26 protein-coding genes are annotated in these 26113 nt (G+C 66.5%); 18 read left to right on the top strand and 8 right to left on the bottom strand.

The genetic code is table 11. From position 1 onward, the window contains the following. Positions 1 to 56: 56 nt before the first annotated feature. The 3 genes from PJW05_RS18050 to PJW05_RS18060 form a co-directional block, all read right to left on the bottom strand. Positions 57 to 395 carry an NIPSNAP family protein gene (locus PJW05_RS18050; protein WP_271408342.1) on the bottom strand — a complete coding sequence of 113 codons (339 nt, stop codon included), beginning with the start codon at positions 393 to 395 and terminating at the stop codon, positions 57 to 59. Then, a complete protein-coding gene (locus PJW05_RS18055) occupies positions 395 to 2119 on the bottom strand; it encodes an FAD-dependent oxidoreductase (RefSeq protein WP_271408343.1) in 1725 nt (574 codons plus the stop codon). Before PJW05_RS18055 ends, PJW05_RS18050 begins: the two co-directional genes overlap by 1 nt. Positions 2120 to 2200: 81 nt before the next feature. Beyond that, entirely contained in the window at positions 2201 to 3034 is an 834-nt protein-coding gene (locus tag PJW05_RS18060) for an SDR family NAD(P)-dependent oxidoreductase (protein WP_271408344.1), read from the bottom strand. A 220-nt stretch (positions 3035 to 3254) separates the two neighbouring features. Between PJW05_RS18060 and PJW05_RS18065 the strand changes: the two genes are divergently transcribed. The 9 genes from PJW05_RS18065 to PJW05_RS18105 all read left to right on the top strand — a co-directional run bounded on the left by PJW05_RS18065 (position 3255) and on the right by PJW05_RS18105 (position 13477). Further along, positions 3255 to 4139 (top strand): helix-turn-helix domain-containing protein, encoded by an 885-nt coding sequence (locus tag PJW05_RS18065; RefSeq protein ID WP_271408345.1) that lies wholly within the window; start codon positions 3255 to 3257, stop codon positions 4137 to 4139. Between the two features lie 241 nt (positions 4140 to 4380). Further along, positions 4381 to 5289 carry a glutamate/aspartate ABC transporter substrate-binding protein gene (locus PJW05_RS18070; RefSeq protein WP_271408346.1) on the top strand — a complete coding sequence of 303 codons (909 nt, stop codon included), beginning with the start codon at positions 4381 to 4383 and terminating at the stop codon, positions 5287 to 5289. A 311-nt stretch (positions 5290 to 5600) separates the two neighbouring features. After that, entirely contained in the window at positions 5601 to 6347 is a 747-nt protein-coding gene (locus PJW05_RS18075; protein ID WP_271408347.1) for an amino acid ABC transporter permease, read from the top strand. Continuing rightward, complete coding sequence (locus PJW05_RS18080; protein ID WP_271408348.1) at positions 6344 to 7012, top strand: amino acid ABC transporter permease; 669 nt, start codon at positions 6344 to 6346, stop codon at positions 7010 to 7012. The genes PJW05_RS18075 and PJW05_RS18080 overlap by 4 nt, the downstream gene beginning before the upstream one ends. Next, positions 7009 to 7743 carry an amino acid ABC transporter ATP-binding protein gene (locus PJW05_RS18085; protein WP_271408349.1) on the top strand — a complete coding sequence of 245 codons (735 nt, stop codon included), beginning with the start codon at positions 7009 to 7011 and terminating at the stop codon, positions 7741 to 7743. The genes PJW05_RS18080 and PJW05_RS18085 overlap by 4 nt, the downstream gene beginning before the upstream one ends. A gap of 122 nt (positions 7744 to 7865) precedes the next feature. Then, positions 7866 to 9770: a sensor histidine kinase gene (locus PJW05_RS18090; protein WP_271408350.1), complete on the top strand. Its 1905-nt coding sequence runs from the start codon at positions 7866 to 7868 to the stop codon at positions 9768 to 9770. Between the two features lie 44 nt (positions 9771 to 9814). Continuing rightward, entirely contained in the window at positions 9815 to 11089 is a 1275-nt protein-coding gene (locus tag PJW05_RS18095; RefSeq protein ID WP_271412252.1) for a sigma-54-dependent transcriptional regulator, read from the top strand. A 184-nt stretch (positions 11090 to 11273) separates the two neighbouring features. Continuing rightward, a complete protein-coding gene (locus PJW05_RS18100) occupies positions 11274 to 12557 on the top strand; it encodes an NTP/NDP exchange transporter (RefSeq protein ID WP_271408351.1) in 1284 nt (427 codons plus the stop codon). Further along, positions 12554 to 13477 (top strand): aldo/keto reductase, encoded by a 924-nt coding sequence (locus PJW05_RS18105; RefSeq protein WP_271408352.1) that lies wholly within the window; start codon positions 12554 to 12556, stop codon positions 13475 to 13477. Before PJW05_RS18100 ends, PJW05_RS18105 begins: the two co-directional genes overlap by 4 nt. Before the next feature lie 111 nt (positions 13478 to 13588). Here the strand turns inward: PJW05_RS18105 and PJW05_RS18110 are convergent, their stop codons facing one another. Continuing rightward, positions 13589 to 14338 (bottom strand): 3-oxoacyl-ACP reductase family protein, encoded by a 750-nt coding sequence (locus PJW05_RS18110; RefSeq protein WP_271408353.1) that lies wholly within the window; start codon positions 14336 to 14338, stop codon positions 13589 to 13591. Positions 14339 to 14457: 119 nt separating this feature from the next. Here PJW05_RS18110 and PJW05_RS18115 point away from each other — a divergent pair, with 119 nt between their 5' ends. Further along, on the top strand, positions 14458 to 15390 hold the full coding sequence (locus PJW05_RS18115; protein WP_271408354.1) for a LysR family transcriptional regulator: 933 nt from the start codon (positions 14458 to 14460) through the stop codon (positions 15388 to 15390). A gap of 246 nt (positions 15391 to 15636) precedes the next feature. Next, positions 15637 to 15873: a hypothetical protein gene (locus PJW05_RS18120; RefSeq protein ID WP_271408355.1), complete on the top strand. Its 237-nt coding sequence runs from the start codon at positions 15637 to 15639 to the stop codon at positions 15871 to 15873. A gap of 288 nt (positions 15874 to 16161) precedes the next feature. Here the strand turns inward: PJW05_RS18120 and PJW05_RS18125 are convergent, their stop codons facing one another. Further along, complete coding sequence (locus PJW05_RS18125) at positions 16162 to 16791, bottom strand: class I SAM-dependent methyltransferase (RefSeq protein WP_271408356.1); 630 nt, start codon at positions 16789 to 16791, stop codon at positions 16162 to 16164. A gap of 111 nt (positions 16792 to 16902) precedes the next feature. On the opposite strand from PJW05_RS18125, the gene potE reads away from it, so the two are divergent. From potE to PJW05_RS18145, 4 genes are all read left to right on the top strand, one after another. After that, positions 16903 to 18252, top strand: coding sequence for a putrescine-ornithine antiporter (potE, locus tag PJW05_RS18130; protein WP_271408357.1), 1350 nt, complete (start codon positions 16903 to 16905; stop codon positions 18250 to 18252). Next, the gene (locus tag PJW05_RS18135) at positions 18249 to 19139 is read left to right on the top strand and encodes an amino acid ABC transporter substrate-binding protein (RefSeq protein WP_271408358.1); all 891 of its coding nucleotides are present in this window, start codon (positions 18249 to 18251) and stop codon (positions 19137 to 19139) included. The genes potE and PJW05_RS18135 overlap by 4 nt, the downstream gene beginning before the upstream one ends. Before the next feature lie 81 nt (positions 19140 to 19220). Continuing rightward, positions 19221 to 20285 (top strand): bifunctional DNA-binding transcriptional regulator/O6-methylguanine-DNA methyltransferase Ada, encoded by a 1065-nt coding sequence (gene ada, locus PJW05_RS18140; RefSeq protein WP_271408359.1) that lies wholly within the window; start codon positions 19221 to 19223, stop codon positions 20283 to 20285. Beyond that, the gene (locus PJW05_RS18145; RefSeq protein ID WP_271408360.1) at positions 20282 to 20572 is read left to right on the top strand and encodes an Ada metal-binding domain-containing protein; all 291 of its coding nucleotides are present in this window, start codon (positions 20282 to 20284) and stop codon (positions 20570 to 20572) included. The genes ada and PJW05_RS18145 overlap by 4 nt, the downstream gene beginning before the upstream one ends. Before the next feature lie 58 nt (positions 20573 to 20630). Here PJW05_RS18145 and PJW05_RS18150 read toward each other — a convergent pair whose 3' ends face one another. Further along, entirely contained in the window at positions 20631 to 21326 is a 696-nt protein-coding gene (locus PJW05_RS18150; RefSeq protein ID WP_271408361.1) for a lipopolysaccharide kinase InaA family protein, read from the bottom strand. A gap of 199 nt (positions 21327 to 21525) precedes the next feature. Between PJW05_RS18150 and PJW05_RS18155 the strand changes: the two genes are divergently transcribed. Beyond that, the gene (locus PJW05_RS18155) at positions 21526 to 21870 is read left to right on the top strand and encodes a cupin domain-containing protein (protein ID WP_271408362.1); all 345 of its coding nucleotides are present in this window, start codon (positions 21526 to 21528) and stop codon (positions 21868 to 21870) included. Positions 21871 to 22121: 251 nt separating this feature from the next. Here PJW05_RS18155 and PJW05_RS18160 read toward each other — a convergent pair whose 3' ends face one another. Beyond that, positions 22122 to 22919, bottom strand: coding sequence for an SDR family NAD(P)-dependent oxidoreductase (locus PJW05_RS18160; RefSeq protein WP_271408363.1), 798 nt, complete (start codon positions 22917 to 22919; stop codon positions 22122 to 22124). A gap of 593 nt (positions 22920 to 23512) precedes the next feature. After that, positions 23513 to 24538 (bottom strand): sterol desaturase family protein, encoded by a 1026-nt coding sequence (locus PJW05_RS18165; RefSeq protein WP_271408364.1) that lies wholly within the window; start codon positions 24536 to 24538, stop codon positions 23513 to 23515. A gap of 91 nt (positions 24539 to 24629) precedes the next feature. Between PJW05_RS18165 and PJW05_RS18170 the strand changes: the two genes are divergently transcribed. Then, complete coding sequence (locus PJW05_RS18170; protein WP_271408365.1) at positions 24630 to 25538, top strand: LysR family transcriptional regulator; 909 nt, start codon at positions 24630 to 24632, stop codon at positions 25536 to 25538. Between the two features lie 117 nt (positions 25539 to 25655). Further along, entirely contained in the window at positions 25656 to 26081 is a 426-nt protein-coding gene (locus PJW05_RS18175; RefSeq protein WP_271408366.1) for a VOC family protein, read from the top strand. Positions 26082 to 26113: the final 32 nt, after the last annotated feature.

Raw genomic sequence — 26113 nt, forward strand, 5'->3', positions numbered from 1 at the left:
AGTGGGAATCGCGCTTCGTTTCCGCCGATGGGTGGATCGGCGGAGCGTGATCCACCCTATGGCTGCAATCCCTCCAGCGCATTGAAATGGACGGGGCGGATGATCCGCGTCTCCTGGGCCAGCACCAGGCCGGTGGTGGCCGTGAGATACGGGGCGAACGCCGGGTCGCGGTCACGCGCCAGGCTGCGTTTCTCGAAGTCGGCCAGGCTGTCGTAGCCCCACAAGTGCACCACCTGGTTCAGCGGGCCAATGCTGCTGGTGTAGAAGGCCAGCGGCGGCCCCAGGTGCCTCAGCAGAACCGGCATGGCCAGGCGGTCGAAGAGCTCGAGGAACTCGCCCATGGCCCGCGGGCGGATGGTGTAGATGCGGTGGTCCACGACCGGCTTGTGGTTCATCAGGCCACCTCCTGGCGCCCGGCCTTGACGGTGGTGACACCTGCCAGGTGGCGGCCGGTGAGGTAGCCGAAGGTCATGATCGGCCCCAGGGTGATGCCGGCGCCGGGGTAGTTGCCGCCCATCACGCTGGCGCGATCGTTGCCCACCGAATAGAGGCCGGGCACCGCCTCGCCGGCGGCGTCCAGCACTTCGCCCTGAACGCTGGTGCGGATGCCGTCGAAGGTGCCGAGGTCGCCCATCACCACCTTGAGGGCATAGAACGGTCCCTCGCTGACCGGTGCTACGCAGGGGTTGGGGCGGTGTTCCGGGTCCGCCAGGTAGCGGTTGAACGCGTTGCCGCCACGGTCGAACTCGGGGTCCTCGCCGCGCTCCGCGCCCTGGTTGTACTCGCGCACGGTACGTTCCAGGCCGGCGGCGTCCAGCCCGGCGTTGCGCGCCAGCTCGGCCAGGCTGCGGCCCTTCACCAGGTAGCCATTGCGCAGCAGCGGCGCCAGCGGCATCGGCGCCGGCTTGGCATAGCCCAGGCCGTACTTGGCAATGGTGCGGCTGTCGCACACCAGCCACATGGCCGTTTCCCGTTCGCCTTCGCAGGCCTTCACCATGGCCGCGCCCACGTCGTGGTAGGAGTTGGATTCGTTGGTGAAGCGCCGGCCGTTGCGCAGCACGCCGATCACCCCGGGCTTGTAGCGGTCCAGCAGGTGCGGGAAGGCGGTGAAGCCACCGGCCATGGGCACCTTGGACACCGGCATCCAGGCCGCCGCCTCGGGATAGCGGATATCCACCTTGCCGCCCACCGCTTCGGCCATGCGCAGGCCGTCGCCGGTGTTGCCCGCGGGCACCGGCGAGAAGTGCTCGCCACCCCGGCGCACATGGGGGTAGACCTCGGCAATGCGCTTGAGGTCATGGGAGAAACCGCCGCAGGCCAGCACCACGCCGCGCCGGGCCTCGATACGCAGCCCGCCATCGGCGAGGGCGCCGCGCACCCGGCCATTGTCCAGCAGCAGCTCGCGAGCGCCGGTGTTGGTGTGGATCGGGATGCCGAGGTCCAGCGCGGACTTGGCCAGCCGCGCCGCCAGGGCATTGCCGCTGGTGACCTGGATGCCGCGCCGGTACAGCACCAGCTCCTTGAGGTGGGTGGCCAGGCGCCTGGCCACGTAGACGAAGGAGGTCAGCGAGCGGGTAGCGTTGAAGAAGTGCTTCAGGTCGGCATTGGACGAGTTGAACATCATGCCGATGAAGGTGATGGTCTTGAGCGGCGGGCGCAGGCGCGCCATGTCCTTGCCCAGGCCCCGGATGTCGTAGGGCGCGGCGAGGATGGAGCGGCCGATGTCGACGCCACCGACAATGTGCGGGTGGTAGTCCGGGTAGAGGGTGGGGACGAATTTCACCTCGGTCTCGCGCTCGAAGAACTCCACCATCTCCGGGCCGGCATCCAGGAAGGCGTCCACCGCCTCGGCATCGAAGCAGGCGCCGGTCTCGTTCTGCAGGTAGGTGCGCGCCGCCTCACGGCTGTCCTTCACACCATTGGCGCGGGCGTGGCGGTTGCCGGGAATCCACAGCACCCCGCCGGAAAACGCGGTGGTGCCGCCGAAGCAGGCGTCCTTCTCGATCACCACCACATCCAGGCCCTGTTTCTTCGCAGTGATGGCGGTGGACAGGCCACCGGCGCCGGCGCCTATCACCAGCACGTCGCAGCTGATGCGCTTGGCATTGTCTTGGTTCATGGACTGACTCTCTCGGATTTCGGGGCGAGCGCGTCCCGCCCGGCTATACGCGGGCAGCGGCGGCTCGGGGGATCGGGGCGGTCAGGCGGGGCTGACTGGCGACTCGTAGCCGGGGCGCGGGATCAGCGCCATGAGCATGGACTCGAGGCCACCGTCGACGGTGATCTCGGCGCCGTTGACGTAGTCCGCACGCGGGCTGGCGAGGAACAGCACGGCATTGGCGATGTCCGCCGGCTCACCGATGCGGCCGTTGGCGGTCATGTCCTTGCGCGCCTGCTCGACCTTCGGGTCGGCGTAGAAGGCCGCCGACAGCGGTGTGCGGATCAGGCCGGGGCAGACGGCGTTGCTGCGCACACCACGGGCGCCCCACTCCGCCGCCAACTGGCGCGAGAGCATGCCCACCGCCGCCTTCGCCGCGCTGTAGGCGCCGCTCCAGGTCTGCGGGTAATGGGCGGCGATGGAGGCCACGTGGACGATGCGCCCGCCACCCTGGGCCAGCATCGCGCGGCCGAAGGCGCGGGAGCACAGCAGGTAGCCGTTGAGGTTCACCGCGAGCACCTGGTTCCACTGCTCCAGGGTGATGTCTTCCAGCGCCGCCGGGCGCAGCACACTGGCGTTGTTCACCAGCACGTCGCAACGGCCGTAGCGGGCCAGCACCTGGTCGGCGGCGGCCTGCACGCTGGTCGGGTCGGCGATGTCGCAGGCGATGGCGGGAATCTCCTCGCCGGCCTCCTGTGCGAGTACGCCGGCCAGGTCGCGGCACTTGTCCAGGTCCAGGTCCAGCAGCGCCACACGGGCGCCCTGGCGGACCAGGGAAGCGGCGATCTCGGTACCGATGCCACCGGCGGCGCCGGTGACGACGCACACGGCGCCGGTGAGATCGAGCCAGGATTCTTGTGCTTGGGATGTGTTCATTCTTGTCTCCAGGCCAGCACGAAAAGCGGATGGCGGCGGGACGTTTGGCAGCCCGGCGCCTGGAGCCCAGCTTATGGCCGACGGCGGCGCCAGCAGAATGGACAAACTCCGCAAGCAGCCAGACATTTTCGACAAAGTGTCCGAACAACGACCGTCGGGTTTGCCCGCACCTGCCGCGATGGATAGGGTTGCAACTCGGCCTGATGGAACCACAACAACAATGAGCAGCATCCCCAACTACGACCTCTATGGCGAAGCGCCGCAGCCGGTATGGCACGAGTCGCTGCAGGTGGAGTCCATCTCCAAGCGCTCCGGTGCCTACAACTGGGAGATCGCCCCCCACCGCCACGACGGCCAGGTACAGATCCTCTACCTGATGCAGGGTTCTGGCGACGTACTGCTGGAAGGCGAGAAGGTCCGAGCCCAGGCCCCCTGTGTCATCCATATCCCGGCTCAGATCGTCCATGGCTTCCAGTGGGCCGGCCAGGTGGAGGGCCATGTGATCACCGCCCTGCAACCGCCTCTGGAAAGCACCGCACGGGTGCTCTCCCCGGCGCTGCTGCCGCAGTTGCAGAAACCCCACGTGATCCCCCTGCCCCACTGGGAACCCGGCGAAGACCCGCTGCTGCCCCTGTGCCTGGCGCTGCATCAGGAGTACCACGACCGCGCCCGCGAACACGTGGCCTGCAGCATGTCACTGCTGCTGGCCCTGGTGATCCACATCTTCCGCTTCGCCGTGGCCGACGCCGGCCAGCCGATCCCCGCCCAGGGCCGGCGCAGCCAGCAGGTACGCGCCTTCCGCGAGCTGGTGGAGGCACATTTCCGCAACCACCGCACGGTCAACGACTACGCCGCCGAACTGGGCGTGACCCTGGCCACCCTCGGCCGCCTCTGCCAGGAACAGTTGGGCATGAGCCCCATGGCGGTGATCAACGCCCGCCTGGTGCTGGAGGCCAAGCGCGAACTGGCCCACTCCGGCCAGAGCATCAAGACCATCGCCCACGACCTGGGCTACTCCGACGTGGGCTATTTCAGCCGCTTCTTCCGCAAGAACACCGGGCTCACCCCCAGCGAGTTCCGCGACGCCTCCCACGGGGACGAATAGTCGGGGGCGCGACGAATCACGTTCGGAAATCCGAACGCCGTTCGACCTGGATATTCGGCAAGCCGGACGCAGGGCGGAACCAAGCAGTCACAGCCGCAAATAAAATCTTTATTTTTCAATAACTTATAAGCAATAGAGGAATGCCATACAGCTGGCACGCATTCTGCCAATACAGATCCCCGACGGACGCGATCATCCGTTCGCGCCGATAAGAACAATTCACCATCGAGGACTGTCGTTCATGCGTATGCTCCCCAAGGTTCTGGCCACCGCTATCGCAGCAACCCTGATTAGTGCTCCGGCCTTCGCCGCCGAGCTGACCGGTACCCTGAAGAAGATCAAGGAGACCGGCACCATCACCCTCGGTCACCGTGACGCTTCCATCCCCTTCTCCTACCTCGGCACCGAGCCGGGCAAGCCCATCGGCTACTCCCATGACCTGCAACTGAAGGTGGTCGAAGCCATCAAGCAGGAACTGGGCATGCCGGAGCTGAAGGTCCGCTACAACCTGGTGACCTCCCAGACCCGCATCCCGCTGGTGCAGAACGGCACCGTGGACCTGGAGTGCGGCTCCACCACCAACAACCTGGAGCGCCAGAAGCAGGTCGGCTTCTCGGTCGGCATCTTCGAGGTGGGCACCCGCCTGCTGTCGAAGAAATCCGCCGGCATCAATGAGTTCGACGCCCTGAAAGGCAAGAACGTGGTGACCACCGCCGGCACCACCTCCGAGCGCCTGCTCAAGGCCATGAACGCCGAGAAGCAGATGGGCATGAACATCATCTCGGCCAAGGACCACGGCGAGTCCTTCCTGATGCTCGAATCCGGCCGCGCCGTGGCCTTCATGATGGACGACGCCCTGCTCTACGGCGAAATGGCCAAGGCCAAGAAGCCCGACGACTGGGTCGTGACCGGCACCCCGCAGTCCTTCGAAATCTACGGCTGCATGGTGCGCAAGGACGACGAAGCCTTCAAGAAAGTGGTCGACAAGGCCATCGCCGACACCTTCGCTTCCGGCGAGATCAACGGCATCTACGACAAGTGGTTCACCCAGCCCATCCCGCCCAAGGGCCTGAACCTGAACTTCCCCATGAGCGACGAGCTGAAGAAGCTGGTGGCCGCCCCCACCGACAAGTCGGCTGAAGAAATCTGACCTGTCTTGCCCATCCCCTTCCGGGAGATGGGCTGCTCTTCTCCCCTCACCCTTCTGGGGTGAAGAGGCACGCGTTTGGAAGCACGGCTTCCAGTGCCGATGAACGCCAAAGCGCGAAGCGCTTGGGCAGGGGCGCAGGGTGGGGACCGGGGGTGTGGGGAGTGGGCTCCGTGCGGGGTCATGCAACCCTCACCCCAGCCCTCTCCCAGAGGGAGAGGGAGATGTTCGCAGCCGGCCTGAAATATCGCCGTGCTCCTGACAGCTCCCCCACCTTCACCGCAGAACGATCGACCTGATAGGGGACAACCCTGATGAATTACAACTGGGACTGGGGCGTGTTCTTCAAGTCCACCGGGATCGGCAGCGAAATCTACCTGGACTGGTTCGTCACCGGCCTGGGCTGGACCATCGCCATCGCCCTGGCGGGCTGGATCATCGCCTTGCTGCTGGGCTCGCTGCTCGGCGTGATGCGCACCATGCCGAACCGCTGGGTGTCCGGCATCGCCACCGTCTACGTGGAAATCTTCCGCAACGTGCCGCTGCTGGTGCAGCTGTTCCTCTGGTACTTCCTGGTGCCGGACCTGCTGCCCGAGCCGCTGGAAATCTGGTTCAAGCAGGACCTCAACCCGGCCACCTCGGCCTACCTCAGCGTGGTCGTCTGCCTCGGCCTGTTCACCGCCGCCCGCGTCTGCGAGCAGGTGCGCACCGGCATCCAGGCCCTGCCCAAGGGCCAGCTCGGCGCCGCCCGCGCCATGGGCTTCCGCCTGCCGCAGATCTACCGCTACGTGCTGCTGCCCCAGGCCTTCCGCATCATCATTCCGCCGCTCACCAGCGAGTTCCTGAACATCTTCAAGAACTCCTCCGTGGCTTCGTTGATCGGCCTGATGGAGCTGCTGGCGCAGACCAAGCAGACCGCCGAGTTCTCCGCCAACCTGTTCGAAGCCTTCACCCTGGCCACCCTGATCTACTTCACCCTGAACATGAGCCTGATGCTGCTCATGCGCCTGGTGGAGAAGAAAGTCGCAGTGCCCGGCCTGATCTCCGTAGGGGGTAAATGATGGATTTCAGCGCAATCATCCCCGCCCTGCCGGGCCTCGGCGACGGCCTGCTGATGACCCTCAAGCTGATGGTCCTGGGCATCGTCGGCGGCGTGGTGCTGGGCACCGTCCTGGCCCTCATGCGCCTGTCGCACAACCCGCTGCTGGCGAAGATCGCCGGGCTGTACGTCAACTACTTCCGCTCCATCCCGCTGCTGCTGGTGATCACCTGGTTCTACTTCGCGGTGCCCTTCCTGCTGCGGGCGATCACCGGCGAAGACACCCCGGTGGGTGCGTTCACCTCCTGCCTGGTGGCCTTCATGATGTTCGAGGCGGCGTATTTCTGCGAAATCGTCCGCGCCGGCATCCAGGCCATTCCCAAGGGCCAGATGGGCGCCGCGCAGGCCTTGGGCATGACCTACGGCCAGTGCATGCGGCTGATCATCCTGCCCCAGGCCTTCCGCAAGATGACCCCGCTGCTGCTGCAGCAGAGCATCATCCTGTTCCAGGACACCTCGCTGGTGTACACCGTCGGCCTGATGGACTTCCTCAACGCCGCCCGTTCCCGTGGCGACATCATCGGCCAGCCCCACGAGTTCCTCATCTTCGCCGGCCTGGTCTACTTCAGCGTCAGCTTCATCGCCTCCCAGCTGGTCAAACTCCTGCAGAAAAGGTTAGCCGTATGATTTCCATCAAGAACGTCAACAAGTGGTACGGAGACTTCCAGGTGCTGACCGACTGCAGCACCGAGGTGAAAAAGGGTGAAGTGGTGGTGGTCTGCGGCCCGTCGGGTTCCGGCAAGTCCACCCTGATCAAGTGCGTGAACGCCCTGGAGCCCTTCCAGAAGGGCGACATCGTGGTCGACGGCACCTCCATCGCCGACAAGGCCACCAACCTGCCCAAGCTGCGTTCCCGCGTCGGCATGGTGTTCCAGCACTTCGAGCTGTTCCCGCACCTGTCCATCACCGAGAACCTCACCATCGCCCAGACCAAGGTGCTCGGCCGTGGCAAGGAAGAGGCCCTGGACAAGGGCCTCAAGCTGCTCGACCGCGTCGGCCTCAAGGCCCACGCCCACAAGCACCCTGGCCAGCTTTCCGGCGGTCAGCAGCAGCGCGTCGCCATCGCCCGCGCCCTGGCCATGGACCCGGTGGTGATGCTGTTCGACGAACCCACCTCGGCGCTGGACCCGGAAATGGTCAACGAAGTGCTGGACGTGATGGTCGAGCTGGCCCAGGAAGGCATGACCATGATGTGCGTGACCCACGAAATGGGCTTCGCCCGCAAGGTCGCCGACCGGGTGATCTTCATGGACCGCGGGCAGATCGTCGAAGACTGCGCCAAGGACGAGTTCTTCGGTGACGTCAACGCCCGTTCCGACCGCGCCCAGCAGTTCCTCGCAAAGATCCTCCAGCACTAAGTGCCTCCCCTCTCCCACCTGTGGGAGAGGGGTCGGGGGAGAGGGCAAGTTCGCCCGTACCCACTCCCACCACCCCGCCGCTCGGCGCCCGAGCGGCGACTGGCAAGGCCCGGATGACTATGATGCAATGCCCTACCCTCCGCGCCATGCCGCCCGCCCTGATCGTGAAACCGCACCTGTCCCGTCACTTGCTGCTGTTCCTGCTGCTGCTCCTGTGCATGCTGGGTTGCGGCTACCTCGGCTATTACCTCAGCGAAGAGGCGGGCATCCGCCAACTGCGGGACAACGGTGAGCGCCAGCTGGAACTCCACGCCCGCGCCGTGGAAAGCGAGATCAACCGCTACACCTACCTGCCCAGCCTGCTGGAGCTGGAATCCAGCGTCAGCCACCTGCTGCTCAACCCCACGCCCTATCGGCGCAACCTGGTCAACGACTACCTGCAAGGCCTCAACCGCCGCAGTGGCGCCCGCGCCATCTACCTGCTGGACACCAGCGGCCGCGTGCTGGCCACCAGCAACTGGCGCGACAAAGACAGCTACCTGGGCGAGGACCTGGCCTTCCGCGCCTACTTCCAGGAGGCGGTGCAGGGCCGTCCCGGCCGCTTCTACGGCATCGGCAGCACCACGGGCGAAGCCGGCTACTACCTGGCTCACGGCCTGCGCTACCAAGGGCGGATCATTGGCGTGGCGGTGGTCAAGGTGAAGCTCGAAGCCCTCCAGGAGCGCTGGGAAAAGGCCCGCCTGCAGGCCTTCGTCAGCGACGAGAACGGCATCATCATCCTCTCCAGCGACCCGGCCCTGCGCATGAAGGCGGTGCGCCCGCTGTCCGCCGAGGACAAGGAACGCCTGGCCCGCAGCCTGCAGTACTACTGGTGGGCGCTGAACGAATGGGAGCCGCGCTCGCGCGAAGTGCTCGGCGAAGGCCTGGAGGCCATCAGCTTCGCCGCCAGCGGCGCCCTGAGCGAGGCACAGGGTGAAGTCGCCTACCTGGCGCAGACCCGCCCGCTCAACGACACCCCCTGGCATTTCACCCTGCTCTCGCCGCTGGCCGACCTGCGCCGCGAGGCGGTGATCCAGGGCATGCTCGCCGCCGTCGGCGTGGCCCTGCTGGCCTTCCTGCTGATCGCCTGGAACGAGCGGCGCAAGGTCCTCGCCACCCGCCTGGCCGCCCGCGAAGCGCTGCTGGCGGCGAACAACGAACTGGAACGCAAGATCGCCGAGCGCACCCAGGACCTGCGCGCCAGCAACAGCCGCCTGCTGGCGGAAATTCGCGAGCGCAGGCAGACCGAGGTGAACCTGCGCAAGGCCCAGGACAGCCTGGTGCAGGCCGGCAAGCTGGCGGTGATCGGGCAGATGTCCACCAGCATCGCCCACGAACTCAACCAGCCCCTGGCGGCCCTGCGCACCCTCTCCGGCAACACCGTGCGCTTCCTGGCGCGCGGCGCCCTGGACACCGCCAGCACCAACCTCGCCGCGATCAACGAACTGGTGGACCGCATGGGCCGCATCACTGCCAGCCTGCGTGCCTTTGCCCGGCGCTCCGACGACCACGGCCAGGCGCGCCTGGGCAAGGCGGTGGACGCCGCGCTGTTCCTCCTGAACACCCGCCTGGAGCACACCGCCCTGACCCTGCACCGGGACTTCGCCGACGTGCTGCTGGCCATCGACCAGACCCGCCTGGAGCAGATCCTGGTCAACCTCGTCGCCAACGCCCTGGACGCCATGAGCGGCCAGACCGACTGCCAGCTCTGGCTCAGCGGCCTGGCCGACGGCGACAACTACCGCCTGCAGGTGCGCGACAACGGTCCCGGCATCGACCCGGCCAACCGCGTGCACCTGTTCGAACCCTTCTTCACCACCAAGCCCGGCGAACACGGCCTGGGCCTGGGCCTGACCCTCTCCGCCAGCCTGGCCACCGCTGCCGGCGGCAGCCTGGCGGCGCACCACCCGGAAAGCGGCGGCACCGCCTTCGAGCTCTGCCTGCCGCTGCTGCAAAACCCCGAAGATTCCGCGAGCCCCGCCCCATGACCGAGCCCCTCAGCGTCCTCATCGTCGAAGACGACCCCCACGTCCTGATGGGCTGCCAGCAGGCGCTGGCCCTGGAAGACATCCCGAGCATCGGCGTCGGCAGCGCCGAGGAGGCCCTGGCCCGAGTGGGCGAAGACTTCGCCGGCATCGTCATCAGCGACATCCGCCTGCCCGGCATGGACGGCCTCACCCTGCTGGAACGCCTCAAGAGCCGCGACCGCAGCCTGCCGGTGGTGCTGATCACCGGCCACGGCGACATTTCCATGGCGGTGCAGGCCATGCGCGACGGCGCCTACGACTTCATGGAAAAGCCCTTCTCCCCCGAGCGCCTGGTGGACGTCGCCCGCCGCGCCCTGGAGCAGCGCGCCCTGGCCCGCGAAGTGTCGAGCCTGCGCCGCCAGTTGGCCGGCCGGCAATCCCTGGAGCAACGCATCATCGGCCGTTCGCCGGCCATCCAGGCCCTGCGCGAACTCATCGCCAACGTAGCCGACACCGCGGCCAACGTGCTGATCGAAGGCGAAACCGGCACCGGCAAGGAACTGGTCGCCCGTTGCCTGCACGACTACAGCCGGCGCCAGTCAAAACAATTCGTCGCACTCAACTGCGGCGGCCTGCCGGAGAACCTGTTCGACAGCGAAATCTTCGGCCACGAGGCCCACGCCTTCACCGGCGCCGGCAAACGCCGCATCGGCAAGATCGAGCACGCCCACCAGGGCACCCTGTTCCTCGACGAGATCGAGAGCATGCCGATCAACCTGCAGATCAAGTTTCTTCGCGTGCTGCAGGAACAGACCCTGGAACGCCTGGGCTCCAACCAGCCGATTCCGGTGGACTGCCGCATCATCGCCGCCACCAAGTTCGACCTGGCCGAAGCAGGCAGGGCCGGGCGTTTTCGCAGTGACCTCTACTACCGCCTCAACGTGGTGACCCTGGAGCTGCCCCCTCTGCGCGACCGTCGCGAAGACATCCTGCTGCTGTTCGAGCACTTCCTGCAGCAGTCCTCCCTGCGCTTCGACCGCGCCGCGCCGGAACTGGACAACGCCACCCTCTCCTCCCTGATGGCCCACGACTGGCCGGGCAACGTGCGCGAACTGCGCAACGTCGCCGAGCGCTTCGCCCTCGGCCTGCCGGTGTTCAAGAAAAGCGGCCAGGCCCCGGACGGCAACGAACCGCGCTTCGCCGAGGCGGTGGAAGCCTTCGAGAAATCCCTCCTCGGCGCCGCCCTGGAACGCCACGGCGGCAACCTCAGCCAGGCCAGCATCGCCCTCGGCATGGCCAAGACCACCCTGTTCGACAAGGTCAAGAAATACGGCCTCTGATCGGGTCCCGAACCCTGTGGGGGCGAATTCATTCGCTATGGGCAGCGCAGCTGCCCCAGCAAACCCCGAATGGCAGACCTGCGGTCTGCTAAGCGATTGAAATCGCCCCCACAGAAAAGCGCCCCGCAACACCTTCCCCCGCCATGGTCTAAAAACACCAGACCACCCCACACGAAACACCGCCATGTCCCCGCTGCACCGCGCCATCCACGCCAGGGCCGGTGAACTGGCCCCGGCCCTGGCCGCCTTCACCCTGCTGCTGTGCCTGTTCGGCGGCTACTTCATGTTGCGCCCAGTGCGCGAAACCATGGGCATCGCCGGCGGCGTGGAGAACCTGCAATGGCTGTTCAGCGCCACCTTCGTCGCCATGCTGCTGGCGGTGCCGGCCTACGGCTGGCTGAACGCGCGGGTGCCACGGCGGGTGTTCCTCGATTGCGTCTACCTGTTCTTCGCCACCCACCTGCTGGGCTTCGCCTGGCTGCTCTGGCGCACGCCCGATCCGCTGTGGACGGCGCGGGCCTTCTACGTCTGGCTGTCGGTCTACAACCTGTTCGTGGTGTCCCTGGCCTGGAGCCTGCTGGCGGATGTATTCGACCGCCGCCAGTCCAGGCGCCTGTTCCCCGCCATCGCCGCCGGGGCCAGCCTGGGCGGGCTGCTCGGCCCGCTGGCCGGCGGCCTGCTGGTGGGCATCCTGGGCACCGCCGGGCTGCTGGTGCTGGCTGCCCTGCTCCTGCTGCCCACCCTGCCGCTGCGCCGCTACCTGATGGCCTGGCGCAGCAAAGGCGGCGCCGGGCGGCCCGGCGCGGAAACCGAACCGCCGGAACGCCCGGTACCCGGCAACCCCTTCGCCGGCATCAGCCTGGTGCTGGGCTCGCCCTACCTGCTGGGCATCTGCGCCTTCGTCCTGCTGCTGACCTGCACCAGCACCTTCCTCTACTTCGAGCAGGCACGGCTGGTCGCGGCCCTGTTCCCGGACAGCCAGCAGCAGGTCCGCGTGTTCAGCCTGATCGACGTCCTCGTCCAGGCCCTCTCCCTGGCCTGCCAGCTGTTCGTCGCCGGGCGCGTGGCCCAGCGCTTCGGCGTCGGCGCCCTGCTGGCGGTGGTGCCGCTGCTGGTCGCCCTGGGCTTTCTCGCCCTGGCCCTGCTGCCGCAGTTCGCCGTGCTGGCGACAGTGATGGTGCTGCGCCGGGTGGGCGAATACGCCTTCGTGCGGCCGGGGCGGGAAATGCTCTTCGTGCCGCTCGGCGCCCAGCAGAAGTACCGCGCGAAGAACTTCATCGACACCGTGGTCTATCGCGGAGGCGACGCCCTCAGCGCCTGGCTCAAGGCCCTGCTCGACGGCATCGGCCTCGGCGCCGCCCTGGTGGCCCTGGTGGGCGCGGGCGTGGCCCTGGCCTGGTCGGCCCTGGGCTGGCGCCTTGGCCGCCGGCATGAGCAGACAACAACCCCGCAGGAGGTCCAACCATGAGAACCGGCATCACCCGCGCCGAATTCCTCCGCCTCAGCGCAAGCGCGGCGCTGTTCGCCATGAGCCCCTTCGCCCTCGGCGCGCAAACGAGCAGCGCGCCCCTGCGCCGCCGCCCCATTCCCTCCAGCGGCGAAGCGCTCCCGGTGGTCGGCGTCGGCACCTACCGGGGCTTCGACATTGCCCGCAACGACGCCGAGGCCTGGGCCGACTGCCGCCAGGTGCTCGAAGCACTGTTCGCCGCCGGCGGCTCGGTGATCGACAGCTCGCCCATGTACGGCCAGGCGGAAGAAGCGGTGGGTGGCTTGCTCACCGAACTCAAGGACCACGCGCGGGCATTCGTCGCCACCAAGGTCTGGACCCAGGGCCGCCAGCAGGGCGTGAAGCAGATGCAGCAATCCATGGCGCTGTTGCAGCGCTCGCGCATCGACCTGATGCAGGTACACAACCTGGTGGACTGGCGGGAACACCTGATCACGCTGCGGCAATGGAAGGACGAAGGCGTAATTCGCTACCTGGGCGTCACCCACTACACCGCCAGCGCCTACGACCAGTTGGAGAAGGTGCTGCGGGCCGAGCACCTGGATTTCCTGCAGATCAACTACTCGGTGAGCGACCGCGAAGCCGAGCAGCGCATCCTGCCCCTGGCGCGCGAGCGCGGCGTGGCGGTGCTGATCAACCGCCCCTTCGGTGGCGGCAGCCTGCTACGTACCTTGCTGCAGCGGCCACTGCCCGAATGGGCCGGCGACTACGCCTGCACGAGCTGGCCACAACTGCTGCTGAAGTTCTGCCTGAGCCACCCGGCGGTGACCTGCGTGATCCCCGGTACCGGCAACCCCCGCCATATGCTGGACAACCTCCAGGCCGGACGGGGAATGGAAGCGGACCAGGCGTTCCGCGAACGCCTGATCCAATCGGTATGACGCTCCGCTTCTCGTAGGGTGGATGTCGCTCTTTACATCCACCAGCGGGGCCAGGCTCGGCACCGATGGTGGATCGATAAAGCGTGATCCACCCTACGAAACCACTCGCCTTCAGGCGGAGAAACCGCCATCGATCATCAGGTTGGCGCCGGTGATGTAGCCCGCCTCCGGGCCTGCGAGGTAGGCCACGAAGCTGGCGATCTCCTCGGCCTGGCCGTAGCGCGGCAGGGCCATGATCTGCTTGAGGGACTCGGCGAACTCGCCCTGGTCGGGGTTCATGTCGGTATCCACCGGCCCCGGCTGCACGTTGTTCACGGTGATGCCGCGCGGGCCCAGGTCGCGGGCCAGGCCTTTGGTGAAACCAGCCACCGCCGCCTTGCTCAGGGCGTACACCGAACCGCCTGCGAAGGGCATGCGCTCGGCGTTGGTGCTGCCGATGGTGATGATGCGGCCGCCCTCGCCCATCACGCGGGCGGCTTCCTGGCTGGCGATCACCACGCTGCGCACGTTCACCGCCAGGGTGCGGTCCAGATCGTCGATGCTGAACGCCTCGATGGGCGCCACGGCCAGCACGCCAGCGTTGTTCACCAGGATGTCGAGGCGGCCGAAGGTTTCCACCGTGTGGCGGATGGCGGCGCGGATGGCCTGCTCGTCGCGGCTGTCGGCCTGGAGGGCGATGGCGCGGCCGCCAGCGGCTTCGATGGCGCGGACCACGTCGAGGGCGCCGGCGGCGGAAGCCACATAGGTCAGGGCAACCGCGGCGCCCTCCTTCGCCAGGCGTTGGGCGATGGCGGCGCCGATGCCGCGGGAACCGCCCTGGATGAAAGCGACTTTGCCGTCGAGGGTTTTCTGGATGCTCATGTCAGGTCTCCTGAAAGGTGGGAGTGGGTGGAAGACGGCCCCAGTATTCCCCCGCGATTCACAACCGATAAGCCAGCAATCACTATATTCAGTCGATACCAACAGTTTACGGAGCCCACATGGAAACCCTCAGCAGCATCGAGTGCTTCGTGCGCGCCGCCGAGGCTGGCAGCTTCGCCGAAGCCGCACGGCGCCTGGGCCTGACCCCAGCCGCCGTGGGCAAGAACGTGGCGAAGCTGGAATCCAGCCTGGGGGTTCGTCTGTTCCTGCGCAGCACCCGTCGCCTGACCCTGACCGAAGCCGGTGAACGCTTCCTGGCGGAAGTGAGCGGCGGGCTGGCGAGCATCCAGGGCGCGGTGGCCAACCTCGCCAGCAGCCAGGGCCAGCCGGCGGGCACCCTCAAGGTGAGCATGGGCGTGGCCTTCGGCCGCGACTACATCCTCCCGCACCTGTCCGACTTCCTCGCCCGCTACCCGGCGATCATTCCCGACTGGCACTTCGACAACCGCCCCGTGGACCTGATCGGCGAGGGCTTCGACGCAGCCATCGGCGGTGGTTTCGAACTGCCGCCCGGCGTCATCGCCCGCCAACTGGGGCCGGCCCATCGGGTGCTGCTGGCCTCGCGGGACTACCTGGCGCGTCACCCGCCCATCGAATCGCCGGACGATCTGGCCGGACACGACGGCATCCTCATCCGCTCCCCCCAGACCGGCCGGGTCCGCGCCTGGCCCTTGCGCACCCGCGACAACCGCCAGGCCAGCTTCGAGCTCAAGCTGCGCATGGCCATGAGCGACCCGGAAGCGGCCTGCCACACCGCCCTGCAAGGGTTAGGCATCACCCTGGTGAGTACCGTGCATGCCCTGCCGCACCTGCAACGCGGCAGCCTGGAGCGGGTGCTGCCGGATTGGTACGTGGACACCGGCAGCCTGGCCCTCTATTTCAGCGCGCAGAAGCTGCTGCCGGCCAAGACCCGCGCCTTCATCGACTTCATCGTCGAACGCTTCCGCGCGCAGCGGCTGGCAGAGAAATTCGATGCCAATTGGCGGCCCTGAATGCACGCCGTGCCCCGGTACCCGCCTGAAAGCACTCAGCCCAACCTACGCAGTGCAAACATCGCGGCTCCGTAGGATGGGTAGAGCGAAGCGAAACCCATCAGCAACGGCCAGCGTGCAGGCTGCGCCCTCGCCATCGCGACCCTTGCGAGAAATGAAATAGTCATTATTGGCGGGGATGATTTTTCCCCCTCCCCGCCCGTTGGTAGCCTGCGCGCACTGACCAACACCGCACCGGGGACCTCCATGAAACCTGTACACACCCTTGCCCTGGCCGTAGTGGCGCTGATCCTCGCTGGCTGCGCCAGCCAACCCGAGCAGCGCCCTTACACGGACGCGGAAGTGAAGCAGTTCGCCCTGGAGATGCTCAGCCGCAGCGGCCTGCCTTACGACGATTACGAGAAGATTCGCCAGGCCCTCCTGCATCCGAAGGTGCCCGAGGCGGGGAAAGACCTCCCCGTGCAAGCACCGCGCAAGAGCTGACCCCCGTTCCGGCCGCACGTCCCTAAAGGGTGCCGTCGAAGCTTCGCGGGTAACCGCGGATGGGGAAGTTGCTCCGACGGCCAGGGGCTCTTCTCCGCGGAGCCTTATTGGCATTTTAGTCCCCTCACCTGTTCGCGGGCCGATCACGGCCCAAAGGTGCAAGGTCGGCTTGCCCTCCCTGTCCCGCCCCCGTCACGGTCAAGCCCGTGGTCGGGTTTGGCGATCCGGTTATAACGGGCGCGACAGCCCTTCAGTGCCTGCGAGAACAGCGACTGTTTTCGCAGGCCCCTACCCAGCCTTGCGCCAGACACTCGCCAGCCAGGGCTGCTGCTCGCGCGGCAGCCCCGTCGGGCGGTAGTAATGCTCCAGCTCCTCGAAGCCCGCCGTCTCCAGCAGGGCCTTCCAGCTTTCGTAGTCGTGCCAGGCGCCGTAGCGGCTGCCGCTCCAGCCTTCGTCGTTCCGCCCGCGCGGGTTGGAACTGAAGAGCACGCCACCGGGTTTGAGCGCGGCATGCAGTTGGCCGAGGACGCGGGGCAGTTCCTGGCGCGGGACGTGGAACAGGCTGGCATTGGCGAAGACGCCGTCGAAGCGTTCGGCGGGCAGGTGAAGGGCGAGAAAATCCTGGTGCCAGACTTCGCAGCCGGAGTCGGCGCGGGCCATGGCGACGAAGCTTTCCGCACCGTCCAGGCCAATCGCTTCATGGCCGAGGCGGCTGAAGGTGCGCAGGTCGCGGCCCGGGCCGCAGCCGAAGTCGAGGATGCTGAATGGCGCCTGGCCACGGATGTGCCGTAGCAGCGCCTCGACGTTCTGGCTCACGTCGTGGTCGCGGGTGCCTTCGCGAAAACCCTCGGCGTTGCGGTTGTAGTCGTCGAGGGTGGTGGCGGTGATGCTGGCGAGGTCTTCGGGTTGCAGGGGCATGGGCGGCTCGGCGTCGCGTTGCAGATTGATGAATTCTACCCCCGGCCCGGCGGCAACAATGCCGAACGCCACCTATCTTTCTGGGGACCCTCATTTTCGAAGGAACTCCCCATGGCCGATTCCGGCAAGAAAATGAGCCTGACCGGGCTCACCACGCTGGTGGCGGTGAACATGATGGGCTCGGGCATCATCATGCTGCCTTCGAGCATGGCCCAGTTGGGGGCGATCTCCCTGTTGTCCTGGGTGATCACGGCGGTGGGGTCCATGGCCATCGCCTACTGCTTCGCCCAGTGCGGCATCTTCTGCGCACGCTCGGGCGGCATGTCGGCCTATACCGAGGAAGCCCACGGCAAGTCGGCCTTCTTTCTCTGCTCCTACCTCTATTTCCTTTCGCTGGCCATCGGCAACGTGGCCATCGCCATTTCCGCCGTGGGCTACCTGACGCCCTTCTTCCCCTGGCTGGGGAGCGGCGCCCTGCCGCTGTTCCTCGGCGCCGTGGGGCTGATCTGGCTCACCACCCTGGCCAACTTCGGTGGCCCGAAGGTCACCGGGCACATCGGCTCGATCACGGTGTGGGGGGTGATCATCCCGGTGGCGGGGCTGTCGGTGATCGGCTGGTTCTGGTTCGAGCCCGAGGTCTTTCGCGCGGCCTGGAACCCCAACGGCATCGCCACCAGCGAGGCCATCACCCAGAGCATTCCGCTGACCCTCTGGGCCTTCCTCGGCATGGAGTCGGCCGCGCAGAACTCCGACGCCGTGGAGAACCCCAAGCGCAACGTGCCGCTGGCCTGCCTGCTGGGCACCCTCGGGGCGGCGGTGATCTACGTACTGTCCACCTCGGTGATCATGGGCATCGTGCCCAACCCGGAGCTGGCCAATTCCAGCGCGCCCTTCGCCTATGTCTACGCGAAGATGTTCAATCCGCTGGTGGGCGACGTGATCATGGCCCTGGCGGTCATGGCCTGCGTCGGCTCGCTGCTGGGCTGGCAGTTCACCCTGGCGCAGACCGCCAAGGTCACCGCCGACCAGCGCATGTTTCCGGCGCTGTTCGCCAAGGTCACCCTGCTGGGCGCCCCCATCGCCGGGCTGGTGGCCAACGCCGTACTGCAAAGCGCCATGGCGGTGTCGACCATCTCGCCCAATGCCTCGGAGCAGTTCGGCAAACTGGTGAACCTGGCGGCGGTGACCAATATCATCCCCTACATCACCGCACTCTCGGCCCTGCTGGTGATCATGCAGAAGGCCGGGGTGACGGGGTATCCGCACCACCGCAACGTGGTCGTGCTGATCATCGCCATGGCCTACAGCTTGTACGCGCTCTATGCCTCGGGCACGGAGGCGGTGTTCGGCGGGATGATCGTCACCGCCGTCGGCTACCTGATGTTCGGCTACATCGCCGACCGCTTCCTCGAAGAACGCGCCGCGCGACTGCGCGAGCTCGGCCTGGAGGACACCCCATGAGCTGGAAAACATCGCTCTGCCTGCTGGCGGCCCTCCTGCTGCCCACGCTGGCCCCGGCCCAGACGCTGGACCGCATCCGCGCCAGCGGCACCCTCACGCTCGGCTACCTGCCGGACCAGCCGCCGTTCTCCGCCACCGACGGCGATGGCGCCGCCGGCTATGCCGTCGACCTGTGCCAGAAGGTGGCCGACCAGTTGCGCACCCAGCCCGGGCTGGCCGCGCTCAAAGTGCGCTTCGTGCCCCTGGCGCCGGACAAGGCCCTGGAGGTGGTGCAGGCCGGCGGTGTCGACCTGCTCTGCAGTCCCCTGGTGGAAAGCCTGAAACGCCGCCAGAACGTGACCTTCTCTCTGCCCGTCTACACCGCCGGGATCGGCGTGGTGGTGCGCAAGAACGCACCGCGCTCGCTGGTCAAGGTGCTCAGCGGCGAGGTGGAGCAGACCGGCCCCACCTGGCGCGCCACCCTCAATCGGGGCCTGGCGGCCCACAGCTTCGCGGTGCAAGGCGGTAGCCTGGTGGAGGACTGGGCACGGGAAAAACTGCGCCTGCTGAAAGTGCTGGTGACGCTGGAAACCGTTGCCACGCCGGCGGAGGGCGTGGAACAGGTCGCCAACGGCCAGGTGGACGCCTTTTTCGCCGACCAGATGATGCTGCGCAGCCTGGTGGCTCGGGACGCCGCCAATGCCAACCTGATGGTGCTGGAGCGACGCTTCGAGTTCGAACCCGTCGCCCTGGCCATGGCCCGTGGCGAGGAGGACTTCCGCCTGCAGGTGGATACGGCGCTGAGCCAGGTCTACCGCTCCGGCGCGATAGTGCCGCTGTACGGCAAGTACTTCGGTGCCCCCAGCGAGCTGGATCAAACGCTGTTCAGGGTCTATTCGCGCCCCTGAATTCGACCGCAAGAGCCGGGATGCGGGCGGCCAATTGCCCGCATACTCTCTGTCATGACCGAACCTCTTGCGGACGCTGCCATGAAGCCCTCCATCAAGACCGCCATCGAACAGGACCCGCGCTGGGCCGCCGTGCAAGCCCGTGATCCGGCTGCCGACCGGCAGTTCGTCTACGCGGTGAAGACCACCGGCGTCTATTGCCGGCCCAGCAGCCCGACCCGCCTGCCGCGCCCGGAGAATGTGGAGTTCTTCGACAGCGCCGAACAGGCCGAAGCCGCCGGCTACCGCCCCAGCCGTCGCGCCGCCGCCGACGTGACCAGCGTGGCCGCCCAGCATGCCGCGCTGGTGTCCGCCGCCTGCCGGCAGATCGAAAGCGCCGAGGACGTACCGGGCCTGGAAGCCCTGGCCGAGTCGGCGGGCATGAGCGCCTCGCACTTCCACCGGGTGTTCAAGGCGGTCACCGGTGTCACCCCCAAGGCCTATGCCCGCGCCCGCCGCGCCCGCAAGGTGCGCGACCAGCTGAGGCCGGGCGCCTCGGTCACCGAGGTGATCTACGACGCCGGTTTCAACTCCAACAGCCGCTTCTACGCCGACTCCGCCCAGGTGCTGGGCATGAAGCCCGCCGACTACCGCGCTGGCGGCGCCAACAATGACATCCGCTTCGCCCTGGGCGAATGCTCCCTGGGACATTTCCTGGTGGCCCGGAGCGGGGTCGGCGTCTGCGCCATCCTCCTCGGCGACGACCCGGACGCCCTGCTGCGCGACCTGCAGGACAAGTTCCCCCGCGCCCAACTCATCGGCGGCGACGGCGACTTCGAGCAGTTGGTGGCCAAGGTGATCGGTTTCATCGAGGCACCACGCCTGGGCCTGGACCTGCCGCTGGACGTGCGCGGCACCGCCTTCCAGGAGCGGGTCTGGCAGGCGCTGCGGGAGATTCCGCCGGGCAGTACGGCGAGCTATGCGGAGATCGCCGAACGCATCGGCGCGCCCCGTGCGGTACGCGCCGTGGCCCAGGCCTGCGCGGCCAACAGCCTGGCGGTGGCCATCCCCTGCCACCGCGTGGTGCGCAGCGACGGCAACCTCTCCGGCTACCGCTGGGGCGTGGAACGCAAACGCCGCCTGCTGGAACGCGAAGCCGAGGGATGACGAACTGGACCCTGCTCGGCGCGGACGGCCAGCCCTACCCGAGCCCCGTGCCCGGCACCTTGGGCGGGCATCGGCGGACGCGCATCTACGGCCGCCTGGATTGCCCGGCCGCCCTGCGCGCCATCGCCCGGGGCGGCTATGTGAAGCAACGGGTGTTCTTCCTCGACGAAGCCAGCGCACGGGCCGCCGGCTATCGGCCCTGCGCACGCTGCATGGCGGCGTCGTACAGGGCTTGGCAGGCGCAACGAACCGCCACCGGCCCGGCCGGCAGCCCGCAGGATGGGTAGAACGTAACGAATTCCGTGCGCCCCCCGTACACGCGAGAAGGCTTTACGCGCCGCCACGCTAAGGCGCGTAGTCGCTCTCCATCACATCCCGATACGCCGTAGCGAAGGCCTTCCAGTCTTCGTCCGGCATCGGCTTGCGGTGTTGCTTGAACTGCTCGAAGTCATGCAGCGAAGCGCTGTGGGCGGTCAGGCGGTGGTTGCTCTTGGCCAGGCCCAGCAAGGCGACCTCGACCTTGTTATCGTCCTCGCCGCTGACCCTGACGAAGATGTTCTTCGGATACAGCCGGCCATGCTCCCAACCAGCGCGATGCATGCGTCCGACGGTACAGGCCAGTTGCTGGACCATCTGCTGGCGCAGGTCGGCGGAAATCGGCCGGGCATACCATTCCTCAAGGCAGACGAAGCCCTCCAGGCCCTCGGTGACGAGCAGCGCCTGCGATTCGGTCTCGGTCTTGCGCGCACCACTGAACACCACCCTGGGCACGCGCACCCCCAGTTCGGCCAGGGCGCGCAGGGCACGCCCCTCGTGAAGGATGGTGGGCTCGCCGAAAGGGTGGGTAAGGTCGCGATGGAAGTGATTGATCTGGCGCTTGCTGTAGAGCACCCGGCCGTCCGGGGCGAGCAGGCGCTGGATGCCGCTTTCGCCGCTGAGCAGTTGGTCCTGGGAGTCGAACCATTCGCCGTAGCTGTCCCACCACGTGTCGAAGTCGCCCTCCGACGCGGCTTTGTCGTGCTTGAACCACTGGATGTCCATGAGCACCTCCTGGGGAGGGCGCGCCAACACGCCTACGGGCCCGCCGCGTGCCGCTATGCCTGGGACCGGAAACGAGTCCCCTGGTTTCAACTTAGCCTGCCGGCGCGTTCACAGACAGTTCGGCGTCGAATCCAGACAACTCCCGGCAAGGCATTGGACCTATGGTGGCGGACCTTTCATCAGATCGTTTGGAGCTGAAATGTCCGACTTCATCACCGTTCTGCGCGAAACCTGCCCCACCCCGATCGTGGACGCCACCAAGTGGAAGCGCATCGGCGGCGACCCGCACACCGTAAACCTCAACGCCTACGTTTCCGCCGACGGCAGCAAGATCATGGGCACCTGGATCTGCACCCCCGGCAAGTTCGAGGTGAACTACGAGAAGTGGGAGTTCTGCCACTTCCTCGACGGCTACTGCATCATCACGCCGGAGGGCGAGGAGCCCAAGCACCTGAAGGCCGGCGACGTGTTCGTGATCGAACCGGGCATGAAGGGCACCTGGGAAGTGGTGGAAACCGTGCGCAAGTACTTCGTCTTCGCCTGACCTGCAGGGGCGAATGCGAAAGCACGGCGCAGTTGTCCAGCCGAGCCCCGTTGCTCCCCTGTGAGCGAAATCATTCGCGATGCAGGACGCAGTCCTGCCGTAGGGTGGATGACGCTCTTTTCATCCACCCGCGGTGCCCGGCCAAGCCCCACCTGGTGGACCGGTGAAGCGGGGTCCACCCTACGAATGCCGCTGTGGTACGCGAACGAGAAGGCCGGGCAAATGCCCGGCCTTCTTCATTACCCGCCCGTTCAGGCCTTGTAGCGATCAGCCGCCTTGGACAGCGACAGGTTCGGCGCCATGTGGAAGCGCGCGGCGGTGAAGCGGTCCCAGTCCTCCTTGTTCGGCAGCGCGGGGATGGTCACCAGCTCGCCCTGGTCCAGGCCGGCCAGCGCGGCGTCCACCATCTCGCCCACCTCCATGATGATTTCCTGCGGAATATTCTCGATGCCGGTGCCCGAGCGTTCCCAGATTTCGGTGCGGGTCGCGCCCGGCAGCACCACCTGCACGCGCACGCCCTTGCCCGCCACCTCATTGTTCAGCGACTGGCTGAGGTTCAACACGAAGGCCTTGGTGCCGCTGTAGGTGCCGTTGAACATCTCCGGCGCCAGGGCCAGCACGGAGGCGATATTGATGAGGGTGCCGCGCCCCTGGGCGACGAAGTTGGCGGCGGCGGCAGCGGCCAGGTGGGTCACCGCGACCACATTGAGCTGGATCATGGCGTCGAAACGGTCCAGGTCGGTGTCCAGCAGGCTGCCATTGATGGCCACGCCGGCGTTGTTCACCAACAGGCTGATGCCGGAATCGCTGCGCAGGCGCTGGGCCACGCGGGTCAGGTCGGCCTTGTCGGTGAGGTCGGCCTTCAGCACTTCCACTTGCACCCCGTACTGTTCGCGCAACTGCGCCGCCAGGGCTTCCAGGCGGCCCTGGTCACGGGCGACCAGCAGCAGGTCATGGCCCCGTTCGGCCAGGCGCTTGGCATAGGTGGCACCGATGCCGGTGGATGCGCCAGTGATCAGGGCAACGCCCGAGTGCTTCTGTTCGCTCATGGATCTGTCTCCTGGGAAAGGGCTCGTGGGATGTGAGCAGTGGGCTTAAATTACACTCGTCATATTACATGTGCAATATATCTTCCCATCCACTTGTCGCCGCGCGACCTGTGCCTGGAACCGATGAGCCTGCTGGAGGCGTGTGGTGGTATGGACGGCCTTTCGTAGGATGGGTTGAGGTACGAAACCCATCGCTCCGTGGTGACGGGTTTCGCTGCGCTCAAGCAGATCGCCGCCCGCACCACCTACAAAGGCTTGCAGCGGCGTGGACGGCCTTTCGTAGGATGGGTTGAGGTACGAAACCCATCGCTCCGTGGTGATAGGTTTCGCTGCGCTCAAGCAGATCGCCGCCCGCACAAACCACAAAGGCTTGCAGCGGCGTGGACGGCTTTTCGTAGGATGGGTTGAGGTACGAAACCCATCGTTTCGTGGTGACGGGTTTCGCACCCACTCACCCCACCCTCGCACTGTTGCCTTATCGTGCGTCAGCACCCTGCAAGCGGTAGAACGTTCTGTCGATCCCACAGCATGGGTTTCGTACCTCAACCCATCCTACGCACTGCGCACTGAACCCTTTGCGCAAGCGGGCCCGCTCAGCCATTGCGCAACGGGAGCTGCCGCGGACGTCGCGCCGATGCGAGCTTGCGGGCGGTGTCCACGAAGGGCGTCACGACCAGGCTGTAGATCGTCAGGTAACGCTCGCTGTCGCGGGCGCCCGTCCCGAACCGGATGTCCTCGGGCGTCGGGCGGGTGACGTAGAGGGTGCCGAACATCCAGTCCCAGAGCGACAGGTTGGTGCCGAAGTTCTTGTTGAAGTGCCGGGGCGCGTCGCTATGGTGGATCTGGTGCTGGGCCGGGCTGTTCAGCACATGTTCGATCACCGGCCCGAACGACAGCCAGACATGGCTGTGACGCAGGTTGGCCGCCAGCCCGTTGAAGATGAACACCAGGTAAGTCACACCGAACAGCGTGTAGCGGTCGATCGCCCCACCGCACAGGTACCAGAAGAGGCCGGCGTAGCCGCCGATGAACACGGCGCTGGCCAGCTTCTGGACGATCTTCTCCACGAAGTGCACCCGGCTCGCGGTCGCCGGCACCAGCACGGGCGCCGAATGGTGGACCTTGTGAAACGCCCACAGCCAGCGGGAATGAAAGGCCCGGTGCGCCCAGTAATGGATGAAGTCCCTCACCAGAAACACCCCCAGTCCGTAGAGCAGGGACAGCGAAAGGTTCTCCCCGACTCGCGGGCGTGCGCCCCAGAGGTTGGTGAAAAAGGCCATATAGTCCCCGGCCTTCAGAATGTACGGGTCCACCAGCCCCACGACCGGCAGCACCAGCGCGACCTTCAGGATGGCCCGCACGAAGTAATAGCGATAATCCAGCAACGCCGAACGGTGCAGATAGACCCGACTCCCGCCGATGAACTGCCAGAACGAGGCCGCCGCCGTCAGCCTCCGATGCTTGCGGTAGCGGAACAGCCCGTAGGCGATGCCATAGGACAGGCAGAGGAACAGCACGCCGAAGCGGCCATTGAAGTCGAAGATGCCAAGAAACTGCGCGGTAACCGGCTCGATCACCCACTCGATCAGGCGCTCATAGGCCCGCGAGACAACATCCATGAACGACTAACCTTCAGCAAAAAATGAGCACGGAGTATTGAATGGAATTGCGAAGCGTTTATACGCGAAATCGGCGGCCAGAGGTGGAGCTTTGATCAGAGAACTCAAGACTTTCGTCGCCGTGGCCAGGCTCGGCAGCTTTTCCGCGGCGGCACGCCAGGTCAGCCTGACCCAGGCGGCGGTCAGCGCGCAGATGAAAAGCCTCGAAGACGCCCTCGGCATGCCGCTGTTCGACCGCACCGGCAAGTCCGCCAACCTCAACGCCAACGGCCAGCGGGTGCTGCCGCTGGCAGACGAGATGCTGGAGCTGTACGCGCGCATGTGCCTGCCGGAAACCCTGGACGGCTTTCGCGGCAGCCTGAACATCGGCGCCATCGGCACCGTGCAGACCGGCGTACTGCCGCCAACCCTCAAGCACCTCAAGGAGGCCGCGCCGCTGCTGGAAGTGCGGCTGGTGCCCGGCGTGTCGCGGGACCTGGTGGGCCAGGTGGAAGCCGGCGACCTGGACCTGGCGCTGATCATCAGGCCACCCTTCCCGCTGGCCAAGGACATCCACCTCGAGAGCCTGCTGGAAGAGCCTTTCGTGCTGATCCACCCGCCGGAAACCCACTTCGACGGCGTCGCCGAAATGCTCGAACGCCACCCCTTCATTCGCTACGACAGCAAATCCTTCGGTGGGCGGCTGGTGGGCAAGTTCCTCAAGGGCCAGGGCCTGTCGGTGAAGCAGGTGATGGAACTGGATGACCTGGACGCCATCGTGCGCATGGTGGAAACCGGCCTGGGCGTGGCCATCGTGCCCTTCGCCGGCGTCTGGTTGCACAGCGCTTCGCGGGTACGGGTACAGGCGCTGGGCGAACCGGCCTTCATGCGCGAAATCGTGCTGGTGTGCCGCCATGCCAACAAAACACTGCCGCAGATCGAACTGTTCCGCTCGGTGATCCAGCAAACCGCCCGCGCCTACATGGAGGAACTTGGTAAACGCTTCGCCCGGCACGACTGACACGCCGGCCGAGCACAAGAATCCTTTGGGCTGAGCGACAGATTTATTCGCTTTCGCCGCGCCAGGTTCACACCGAACATGGACGCCACCGATTGCCCAGCCTTCCAGGAGCCACAGATGAGCCTTTCCCCCTTCCACCTGGCGATTCCCGTCTACGACCTTCCCGCCGCCCGCGCCTTCTACGGTGAAGTATTCGGCCTGGAGGAAGGCCGCTCCAGTGCCCACTGGGTGGACTTCAACTTCTTCGGCCACCAGTTGGTGATCCACGAACACCCCAAGACCGACTCGCAGAACCACGCCCACACCAACCCGGTGGACGGCCACGACGTGCCGGTGCCGCATTTCGGCGTGGTGCTGGACTGGTCCCAGTGGGAAGCCCTGGCCGAGCGCCTGAAAGCCCTTGGCACCCAGTTCGTGATCGAACCCTACATCCGCTTCCAGGGCCAGGTCGGCGAGCAAGCCACCATGTTCCTCTTCGACCCCTGCGGTAACGCCCTGGAGTTCAAAGCGTTCAAGGATATCGGCCAGCTATTCGCCAAATAGCGGACGGGCGAGCCACCGCGGGGCCGGGGCTG

This window comes from Pseudomonas sp. Q1-7, from assembly GCF_028010285.1.
Taxonomy (GTDB): Bacteria; Pseudomonadota; Gammaproteobacteria; order Pseudomonadales; family Pseudomonadaceae; genus Metapseudomonas.